This window comes from Paenibacillus ihuae, assembly GCF_001368795.1.
Classification (GTDB): domain Bacteria; phylum Bacillota; class Bacilli; order Paenibacillales; family Paenibacillaceae; genus Paenibacillus_AQ; species Paenibacillus_AQ ihuae.
In genome coordinates this window covers 3,014,218-3,023,867 of sequence record NZ_LN831198.1, presented here as the reverse complement: position 1 = coordinate 3,023,867, position 9,650 = coordinate 3,014,218, and the positions used below count along the sequence as shown (strand labels likewise).

The window sequence follows — 9,650 nt, the reverse complement described above, 5'->3', positions numbered from 1 at the left end:
GATGGAGTCGGAGCGGCTCTGGTCAGCACGGATCGGTGCTGTATTTTCTGTTGCCATGTAGCCTGGAGCAATAGCGTTAACGTTCAGGCCGTATTGTGCCCATTCATTAGCGAAGGCCTTGGTCAGACCGGCAACGGCATGTTTACTTGCTGTGTAGCCAGGAACGTTGATACCGCCCTGATAGGAGAGCATGGAGCAGATGTTGATGATTTTGCCGGTTCCTCTTTCCAGGAAGTGGCGGCCGGCGATTTGCGACAGCAGGAATACAGTGTTCTGGTTGAGGTTGATTACGTCGAACCAGTCTTTTTCACTGTGGTCTTTGGCTGGAGTACGGCGGATCATGCCTGCGCAGTTCACGAGAATATCCACATGGCCGGTCAATTCCAGCGCTTGGTCAAATGCTCCTTGCAGTTTGCTGTGATCGCTCAGGTCAGCTTCGATGCTGTGGGCTTTAACGCCGTAAGCTTCAGCCGCCTTTACGGATTCTTCACTGCTGTTCAGGGAAATGGATACGACGTCTGCGCCTGCTTCGGCGAAAGCCAGCAGAATGCCTTGACCAAGACCTTGGGCTGCTCCGGTTACGATTGCTGTTTTGCCTGCCAAACTGAATAATGATGACATAAAATAATTCGCTCCTTTTAATTTACGTAATGGTAGTTGGATAGGGGAGTCTTACTCTGAGAAGCAGCTCCCGTCTTTGTAATGAGATTTAACCGACTTCAATATTGATGCCTGCACTGCGGAACTGTTCTGCCGTTTCGGGCAAAAGACCGCTGTCTGTAAGCAGCACATCGACTTCCTGTAATGAAGCAAAGGTGCGCAGCGCGGTATGCCCGAATTTGTGGTGGTCGCAAGCGGCGAATACCTTGCGCGCAGTAGTCACGAGTGCCTGCTTGAAATCAATTAAATCCCCGGTGTAAATTGACAGTCCATGCTCGATATGCACGGCTGTAGCCGACAAAAATGCTTTTTGTATATTTAGCTTTTGCACGTAGGCGACAGCTTCGGGACCGGCCAGCATATTGCGGACACGGTAACCCCCCGGAACGACCAGACGGATGTTATCTTTAGGAACCAGCTCGCTGATGATATATACATCATTGGTAACAACCGTTAGAGGCATATTATCCAGCCGCCGGGCAATTTCCAGCGTAGTGCTTCCGCCGTCCAGGGCAATGATGTCATCCTCTTCGATATGGGTGATAGCGCGCAGAGCAATCTCGGTTTTCTCGTCGGAGTATTTATCCAGCGGGGTCCTTACAGGCAGAATGCCGAACTGATCGCTTTGTGCCAGCACAGCACCGCCATGCACACGCATAATAAGTCCCTGCTCCTCCAGCTTGCTCAAGTCCTCGCGGATTGTTTTACCGCTTACCTGGAGCTTCTCGCTCAGCTCGTTCACCGTTACATCCTTCTGGTTCAGCATTACTTCCATAATCATCTCGTGTCGCCGTATCGGGTTCATCCGCCTGCCTCGTCTTTCCGTAGTTGTTTTTATTCTATTTTAATTCTTTCATACCTACGGGGTCCATATCATCATAACGTTTGTTGTCTCCGGCCATGCTCCAGATGAAGGTATAGTTGTGTGTACCTACACCGCTGTGAATCGACCAGCTTGGAGAAATAACCGCCTGTTCGTTGTGCATCACGATGTGGCGGGTTTCCGTAGGCTCGCCCATCAGGTGGAACACAATGGAATCGTCCGGAAGATCGAAATAGAAGTAAGCTTCCATCCGGCGCGGGTGAGTATGGGAAGGCATTGTATTCCACATGCTGCCCGGTTTCAGCTGGGTCATTCCCATAACGAGCTGCGCGCTTTGTACGCCGTTCGTATGGATGAAGCGGTGAATGGTGCGTTCGTTGGAGTTCTCCAGGCCGCCAAGTGCGCCGGATTCGGATTCAGCCAGCGTTGTTTTGGTAGTAGGGTAGGACTGGTGTGCAGGAGCCGAGTTCAGGTAGAACTTTGCCGGCTTTGCGCTGTCGGCGCTTTTGAAAACGACATCCTTGGATCCTTGTCCGACATACAGACATTCTTTGAAATCTATTTCATATTCGGTTCCGTCGACAACTACCGAACCTTTGCCGCCGACATTGATGATTCCAAGCTCGCGGCGTTCCAGGAAGTAAGTTACTCCAAGCTCTTTCAGGTCAGTGGTCAGTACGACATCCTCATTCACCGGATTAGCACCGCCAACGATCATGCGGTCTTCATGGGTCAGGACAAGCTTCAGTTCATCCGGAGCAAAAATGACAGGAATGTGGAACTCCTTGCGCAGGCGCTCGGTGTCAAACTGCTTAACTTCATTCGGGTGTGATGCAAAACGTCTTTCCATTGCGGATTCAATCCCCTTCGCAAACGTATTTTCGTTCGTATGGGTACAATTTAATCCATATACGTTCATTTGGCAAGACATAATCTTTTTTAGTACGTTTATTTTAGTTTATTTGTTCGGTTTTCCGATTGCCATATGAACTGAAAGCGTGCACAATATAGTTAAAATGTAACCCTGGGAGGGGAAAATGATGTCGGCGGAACCAAGCAGTAACCGGAGTCATTCCTATAAAGACCGTCAGAAGGAAATCATCAATAAAGTAGCACGGGAAGCCGAACGGCTTCCGCTGCTGGATAGCGGCTTGTGGTTCCATGATGATGTGCGCAACAACTTCTATTATGCATCCTATCTGTTTGCAGCCGCTGTGGATGGCAGTCTCCATTTGGATTCAGACAGGGAGGCTGCGAGGAAGAAGGCAGAGGCAGTGCTGCTGGAAACGGTGCTGCTGCAGAACAGGGAGCCTGGGACGCCCCTTTATGGACACTGGCCACTTAGCTTGCACCCGGTTCCGCGGGAAGCCGCCCCGCATGAACTCCCGGTAGAGATTATGGGCAGTCTGATGGCCTGGTTCTGCAGGCAGTACAGCAGCTTGTTCAGTGCCGGTCTGCGGATTGCCTTCCATACGGCGATCGGGCATATTTACCGGAGCGGCTTCTTTCGCAAAGCCGTAGTGAACTATGGCCACCACGAGGCTAAATACACGGCGGCGAAGCTGATCTTCGGCCGGCTGTTCGGGGATGAGGAGCTGCGCGAAGACGGGCGGGCAAGCCTGGAGCAAACGCTGGCCTATATCCGGACTAAGGGGATGCCGGAATATGGCAGCCTGCCGTGGTTCTGGCACTGGGTGCAGGCGTTCACCTGCGCCTGGGAGCTGGAGGAGGACAGCGGAGTGAAGGCAGTTCTTGGTGAAATGCTCGATCACCTGTGGAGCGAACGGGCGACGTTCTACTTCCGCGGAGCGTGGGCCGGTGCTCATTCCCGCAGCTGGCCGCATGATGTGCCGGGCGACCGCAATGTGCTGCACGACTATGTGCAGTTCGGGGATTTCAGGCTTCCCGGCAGGATGCCGCGTACGGAATATGCCGGTTTTCTGTTCTATGAAGCTCCGGCTCAGATCCGTGAGCTTGCGCTTGACCGCCGGACACCGGCGGAGGTGAAGAAGCTGACGCAGAAGGTGGTGTCCGGTGATCCCGCTCCACAGCCGCTGCTGCATTCCTACGCTTATATCACCGGAGAATATGCTGCCGGGGGACTGTGGGAGCGGGTGGAGGAGTTCGACAATGAACAGCTCCGCTGGGCCTACTCTCTGCCGGTTAGCGGAGAGGCCGGGGCCAATCAGCTGTATTTTTTCCATCCGGGTAAAGGGTATCAGGAAGGTGATCCGCGTCACCAGAGTGCTTATATGGAGGTTCTTTATCACAAAGGTACGGTTATATCTTTGTTTCCTGTACCTGAAGGCAAAGATAACACGGTCATCGGTGTTCTGCCGAAGGGCAAGTGGCTGGAGCAGCCGCAGGCGCTGTTCGGGCTTGTTGATAACGTTTATTTTGCCGTCTATTTATCCAACACATATGAGCTGATTGAACGGCAGGATTACTTGGAGGTACAAGCGTCAGGAATGCCGGGCGGTGTAGTGGTCGAGGCGATGGAAGTCAAACAAGCCGTACAGCGCGGCATTGTCAGCCTAACAGAATTTGCAGCAGAGATGTCGGCTAAAGCGCCTGTTTTTGACACAGTGACTGTACTGGCGGCGCAATATAATACTTCAGGCGGAGATCAGCTGAGACTGGAAGTTTCCGAGGGTGAAGGATCAGCAGCTCTGCATAATGGTAAGAGGATAAGCTTAGAGGATTATGCTGTCTAAACCTATTTGCGATTCAGCTGTGAATCCTTTACAGTCTGGTTAACAGGTTCTGCTGCACGTTGCTGCAGATTACGTTAAACAGGAGGGATCAAGATGACCGCTAAGTTGAAAAGAGTGCCGGAAGGCACTACAGCCACCTTTGAACGTCATTACAAGCATTCTGTGGAAAAGGTCTGGTCTTATCTGACCGACAATGATCTGCTGCCGGAGTGGTTCTCCGAGCTGCGCGTGAAAGAGCTGCGGACCGGCGGCAGTATGGTGTTTGATATGCAGGACGGCAACCTTATCGAGATGAGAATTTCCGAGTGTAAGCCGGCTTCGGTGCTGGAATATAGCTGGGGCGAAGATAAGGTCCGTTTCGAGCTGGCTGCTGAGCCCGAGGGCTGCCGCCTGCTGCTGATTGAAACGATAGGTACACTCACGGATCATACTCCAAAAGACCTCGCCGGCTGGCATGTCTGTCTGGATGTGATTGAGGAGCTGCTGGACGGTGTTGTGTTTCAAGAACGCAAAAGGGTATGGGAACAACAATACAAAACGTATATTGCACTGGTTGAGGGATTTCGCCAGAGCTGAATGCTGAGTGTAAAGAGCTGCCCTTGAGGCAGCTTTTTTTAAATAAAAGGTTAGAACCGCACTGACGGCGGAACGAAGGCAGCCAGGGGAATAAGCACAATACTACTAACGTCTAATTGTTCCGACTGCATGGACAGGCTATGCTAGAGTTAGCAGGAACAAATTCAGTGCCGATACTGCTGTGTAAAGGAGTATGTAATGGACATGAATCATATGGCGGAAGCAATTCTTGAAGAAATGAAGAAGGAAATAGACCAATGGATGGCCTATATCAACGATAAGGACGCAGAAAAAACTGTGAAACGCACTACGCTCCAGGCGGGCATTCATGGCTATGCGCTCCTTGAATATGTGGATGGCAGAGTGAACGTGACAGATAATGTGCTCGATCTTTCACTGCCGGGTAACAGTAAACAGAATACCAGTGGACAGCTGATAGAGGAGCAAGTGCGGGAGCTGATTCCTGAGCTGGCTGCGTATATGCAGCACCATATAAGTACATTACCGCGGGCGGTGATTGACTACCGGTTTACGTTTGACGGGAAGTTCCGGGTCCGCGGCGGAGAGGTCAATGTACGTATTCTCGATTATGTAGATGAGGAGAAGAAAGAGCAGCTACTGGAACGGATCAGCCTTTATATCTCGGGCAAGCTCGAAGCCGGGAAATATCCGACCAAGCCGTTAGAAACGTTTTTTCTTTCCCGGCATCTGCTGGATGAAGGTCTGTATGGGGAATTGGATTCCGGCAGAATCATCGCTGTGTTTGAGAGAATACAGGACCTGAATAGAGGGAACAAGCATCTTGCGGAGCACCGCCGTACTCTGACAGTGGCCCTAAGGAATTGGGTAGAAGATCAGTGGCTGCCCCGTTATTTTGAGAACACAGGTACACAGTGGCAGAGGGAATATAAGAAGAAAAGCGGTGCAATGCTGGACATGACCGGGCAAAGCTCCGTCGAGCTTGTAATTTATGCCGCCATTTGTATCCTCAAATATGAGCCTTCCTTCAGCAGAAGTGTGGGGCTTACCTTCTTGAATTGTGCGATCGAGCTCGGCAGCAGCCGGGCTGAACAACTGATGAAGCAGGGCAGCGGAGCCTTTGCTGAAGAGGATGTGAGATTACGCGGTGAACGGGTAGAATGCAGCGCTAATGATGTGTTTGCCGAGGTAAGCGTCCATATTAAACAGGAGTCAGGGGAGAGCTATGCCCAGGCGCTCCGGTTCCTGATTAATCTGCTTAAGCTCGGCTTTCCCAAAAGCTATCAGATTAAGCTGAAATCTGCAGTGAAGTGCTGGCTGCCGATTAAAGGACTGGCCAAGTCGGGCACGCACCGCTTTTTTGCGAATGCGCTTGAATATCCGGAGGTGCACCCGCTGCTGGAAGAATACGCCAAGGCGGCAATGGAAACCTTCGAATGGTATACGGATACGGAAGGGGAGAAAAGCTGCATGCCGGGTAGCTATGCGGTCTTCGGCCTTGGTCTCACAGATCCGGTATATTTCCCGCTGGCCGGACAATATATGGAGAAGGTAGACGTTGAACATCAGTCGGTCCAGGACGGCTTCACAGCAGCTTTATCCGAACATTACGGGCTTAACGGAGAGACTCTTCCCTTGCTGGTGACGTGTATGCTGTACAGCACGGAAACCTTGAAGCTGAAGATTAGGGATGAATTGCAGGATGGAGAGCTGCTTAGACTCCTGCTTGATCAAGTCCGCGGCCTCAAATACTACCAGGTGGAACATCTTGTTTACCTGATCTGGGGCGGGACGGACAAGCTGAAGAAGCTTGCTGACAAAGCTGTGGGGGACAAGAAGCAATACCTTACCGGCCTGATCCAAGCAGCCAAACGCGGCTAGCTCCCTCATACTTATAATATCTGCATAGTAAGTGAAATTTAATGAATAATGGGGGTGCCTCATGGACTGCCCAACCGTCAGGTTTGCTAAGTCGATCAAAATTAATATTCCGATTCCTACGGAGAGCAGTCCGGTTTATCTATTTTTTAAGTAAGAAGCACTACCATTAAATATCATTGAGCCACACATTGTAACCATCATCCATGAAAGTCTGGATTGATCTTTATAGCCTTCATCTATAAAAAAAGATATTGCAATAACAACTGTTGCTATACTGAATAAGATCCCCAGCAGTTTTATTAGTTTCCTCAATGCAAACCTCCGTCCTATTAGAAATGTAGCTTAACAACCCAGTATAATATTTTATTTCCTATTTTTTATCCAATTAAAAGTCACCACGAAGAGCAAGAACAGACCTGCAATTGACCATAGAATAGTTGTCCATTTAAATGAGTCTCCGCCAGGATACTCACCGTTATAGTTCGCTTGAATAAACGATCCATTACTCAACTTAATCGCAATTGCCTCATTGGTACTAATACCTTTGATATTGTAATACTTAGTTCCCTTCGGAAAGTGGTTCGAAAAATTACCTGAGTAGGTGTCTTCAAAATCCGAATATTTTGTAACCTTGCCAATGATTGAATCAACTTGTTCGGGTTCTACCCGGTTGTCTGAAATGATATAAGACTTTCCTTCATTTACAACAAATTCATACGCCCAATCCGCGTGAACAGATCGTATTACAATAAAAGTGCCTGCAAGACAGATCACGATCAACAGAAATAAAGATTTTTTCAATAAGTCCCACCTTCTCATCCTCCACACCTCGATTAACATAGATAAAAGAATTAACTATATTTTACATTAAAATGAGTGAGAATTCTCTCTAAATAAAACAGCAGTGGATGAAAACAACTAGGTTATGCGGGTTGATGCGGGGGAAGTCCATGTTATAATACATAGGAGCATTCATATGACGGCATAATCGTAATCCGAGTAATGGCTTATTGGAGGAATATCGTGGCAAAAGCGAAAGTGGCCAAACGGCCGACAAGAGATGAATTTGTGCTGGAGGAAATTGGCAACCAGCTGACGGAAGCGATGCAAGAGGAGTCGGTCATTTTGCTGACCGTGTGGGGGAAGGAAGAAGAGCTCCGGGGGCAGATCGTCGGCATGGACTCGCGGACCGGAAAGGTGCATCTCAGTTTGAATGAAGAGATCACCAAGGTTCCTTTTATGGATATTATGGCTATCAATTATCCCAGAGATTAGGTAAGTGAAGATAGAAGGCACTGGGCTTTCAGACCTCCGGACGCTGTCAGAGGCTGAAGCAGCAGACTTTGGCAGATAGCAGCAATGAGACCCTTGGGAAACCAAGGGTCTTTTGGTTCAGGTGTTACAAATTCATTGCTGAACGGCATAATCCGTTGCCGGAGGGGATGCCTCTATCCTAAGCATGAAGGTAGACTTATGGTGATGGAACAGAGGAGGGACGAACTTGCTGAATCATTCACTTAGGACAGCACAAGTATGGTCGCCTGCTGCGCTCGGCGGAGGCGGATATATCACCGGTCTGCTGCAGCATCCGGCGGATAGCGGAGTTCTCTATGCCCGCTGCGATGTGGCTGGCGTCTTTCGCAGCCTGGACGGCGGACTGAGCTGGGAGACGCTGAACAGCGGCTTAACCCAAAGCTATCATCATCAGGTACAGAGCTTTGCCATCAGCAGTCATCACCCGCAGGTGATGTTCCGTTGCTCAGGTGAAGTGAGAAGCCGGACATTTTACGGTGCGGTACACAAATCATCCGATGGCGGCGGAAGCTGGAAGGAAGTCTGCACCGGTATGGGATTCTACGGAAACGGGCCGACCCGGATGTACGGTGAGGTCATTGGGGTCGATCCGCATCATCCGAATATCGTGGCTGCCGGGGGTTATACCGGCGGTTTGTGGATTAGCCGCGATGAAGGCGAGACCTGGCAGCAAACGCTGCTGCCGGAGGAAAGATTCGGCTGCGTCGCTTTTCACCCGGCTATTCCTGGTGTATTGTTCGCAGGCACCATTAGCGATGATGACCTGAACATGGACTATGTGGAGACGGGCGAAGGCGGGGTGCTGGGTCTGCTCCAGGATCAGCCCAGAGGCAGGCAAGGGCGGCTCTATACCAGCCCGGATCTGGGAGAATCCTGGCAGCTGCTGTATGAAGGCGCGAGCTTTGCCGAGCTGGGCTTTGACAGCCGTGACCCGCAGCATCTGATGGCCGCCTGCATCTGGGGCGGCATCCGCAGCAGCAGGGACGGCGGGCGGACCTGGGTATCTGCCGGGGCAGGACTGCTGCCCGGTGAACAACGCTACGGCACGGTGGTTCAGGATCCCCACAACCCGCAGCGGTGGTATACTGCCCCTGATGTGCGGCCGCATATGAAGGATATTCCGCCCATTCCTATATATCATTCCGGGGACGGCGGGGAAGAATGGCAGCTTCTCCGGCAGCACCGGGATGAAGATTTGAGCGGGTTTCCGGAATATATGGACAGCTTCAACGGGGGATCGCGTGCAGCAGCAGCGGGCTGGGCGATTTCGAAGCTTACCGTAGACCGTTTGAACAAAGACCGGCTTTATTTGTGCAACTGGTATGGAGTCGCGGTTAGCGAAGATGGCGGAAATACCTGGCGGGCAGGTCATTTCCGCGGGCTGGAAACCACCTGTATGGAAGCAGTAGCCGCAGCTCCCGGCCAGCCCGGCAAGTTCTGTGTCACCATGGCAGACCATTCGCCCAAGGTGACAGAGGATGGCGGGGTGACCTTCCGCAATCTGCCCGGAATGGAAGGTTACTCGGGGAGTACCGCCGTGGCCGTCTCCAGGACCAATTCTGAACATTATGTATACGGGCTTGTAGGCCACGGCCGTACCGCCTGTGTCGCTTTAAGCAGAGACGGGGGGCAGACTGCTGAGGCGGTACTTACCTTGGAAAAGGGCTTGTTCGTCCAGGCTTTGCGGGAGGATGGTGTTCATT

At 51.2% G+C, this 9,650-nt stretch carries 9 protein-coding genes; 5 read left to right on the top strand and 4 right to left on the bottom strand.

All coding sequences use genetic code 11. The annotated features are described in order from the left end of the window. The 3 genes from AQR02_RS13710 to kduI form a co-directional block, all read right to left on the bottom strand. Positions 1 to 621: SDR family NAD(P)-dependent oxidoreductase (locus AQR02_RS13710; RefSeq protein WP_245237420.1), on the bottom strand; the 621-nt coding region annotated here is incomplete at its 3' end. Positions 622 to 709: 88 nt separating this feature from the next. Further along, positions 710 to 1,465, bottom strand: a complete 756-nt coding sequence (locus AQR02_RS13705) for a DeoR/GlpR family DNA-binding transcription regulator (RefSeq protein WP_054940972.1) — start codon at positions 1,463 to 1,465, stop codon at positions 710 to 712. Between the two features lie 34 nt (positions 1,466 to 1,499). After that, positions 1,500 to 2,333, bottom strand: coding sequence for a 5-dehydro-4-deoxy-D-glucuronate isomerase (gene kduI / locus AQR02_RS13700; RefSeq protein ID WP_054940971.1), 834 nt, complete (start codon positions 2,331 to 2,333; stop codon positions 1,500 to 1,502). 190 nt (positions 2,334 to 2,523) lie between these two features. Here kduI and AQR02_RS13695 point away from each other — a divergent pair, with 190 nt between their 5' ends. From AQR02_RS13695 to AQR02_RS13685, 3 genes are all read left to right on the top strand, one after another. Continuing rightward, on the top strand, positions 2,524 to 4,197 hold the full coding sequence (locus tag AQR02_RS13695; protein ID WP_054940970.1) for a hypothetical protein: 1,674 nt from the start codon (positions 2,524 to 2,526) through the stop codon (positions 4,195 to 4,197). A 93-nt stretch (positions 4,198 to 4,290) separates the two neighbouring features. Next, entirely contained in the window at positions 4,291 to 4,773 is a 483-nt protein-coding gene (locus tag AQR02_RS13690) for an SRPBCC family protein (RefSeq protein ID WP_054940969.1), read from the top strand. 198 nt (positions 4,774 to 4,971) lie between these two features. Then, on the top strand, positions 4,972 to 6,633 hold the full coding sequence (locus AQR02_RS13685) for a DUF6138 family protein (RefSeq protein WP_342447454.1): 1,662 nt from the start codon (positions 4,972 to 4,974) through the stop codon (positions 6,631 to 6,633). Positions 6,634 to 6,996: 363 nt separating this feature from the next. Here AQR02_RS13685 and AQR02_RS13680 read toward each other — a convergent pair whose 3' ends face one another. Next, entirely contained in the window at positions 6,997 to 7,434 is a 438-nt protein-coding gene (locus AQR02_RS13680; RefSeq protein ID WP_245237418.1) for a hypothetical protein, read from the bottom strand. 201 nt (positions 7,435 to 7,635) lie between these two features. On the opposite strand from AQR02_RS13680, the gene AQR02_RS13675 reads away from it, so the two are divergent. Beyond that, the gene (locus tag AQR02_RS13675; protein WP_279306733.1) at positions 7,636 to 7,908 is read left to right on the top strand and encodes a YolD-like family protein; all 273 of its coding nucleotides are present in this window, start codon (positions 7,636 to 7,638) and stop codon (positions 7,906 to 7,908) included. 226 nt (positions 7,909 to 8,134) lie between these two features. Continuing rightward, a partial coding sequence (locus tag AQR02_RS13670) for a WD40/YVTN/BNR-like repeat-containing protein (RefSeq protein WP_209444156.1) occupies positions 8,135 to 9,650 on the top strand: 1,516 nt, incomplete at its 3' end.

What these genes read in the sequence shown, in the direction of transcription:
- AQR02_RS13695 (WP_054940970.1), top strand. Translation starts at nt 2,524, where the DNA reads ATGTCGGCGGAACCAAGCAGTAACCGGAGTCATTCCTATAAAGACCGT.
- AQR02_RS13675 (WP_279306733.1), top strand. Translation starts at nt 7,636, where the DNA reads ATGGCTTATTGGAGGAATATCGTGGCAAAAGCGAAAGTGGCCAAACGG.
- AQR02_RS13705 (WP_054940972.1), bottom strand. Translation starts at nt 1,465, where the DNA reads ATGAACCCGATACGGCGACACGAGATGATTATGGAAGTAATGCTGAAC.
- kduI (WP_054940971.1), bottom strand. Translation starts at nt 2,333, where the DNA reads ATGGAAAGACGTTTTGCATCACACCCGAATGAAGTTAAGCAGTTTGAC.
- AQR02_RS13690 (WP_054940969.1), top strand. Translation starts at nt 4,291, where the DNA reads ATGACCGCTAAGTTGAAAAGAGTGCCGGAAGGCACTACAGCCACCTTT.
- AQR02_RS13685 (WP_342447454.1), top strand. Translation starts at nt 4,972, where the DNA reads ATGGACATGAATCATATGGCGGAAGCAATTCTTGAAGAAATGAAGAAG.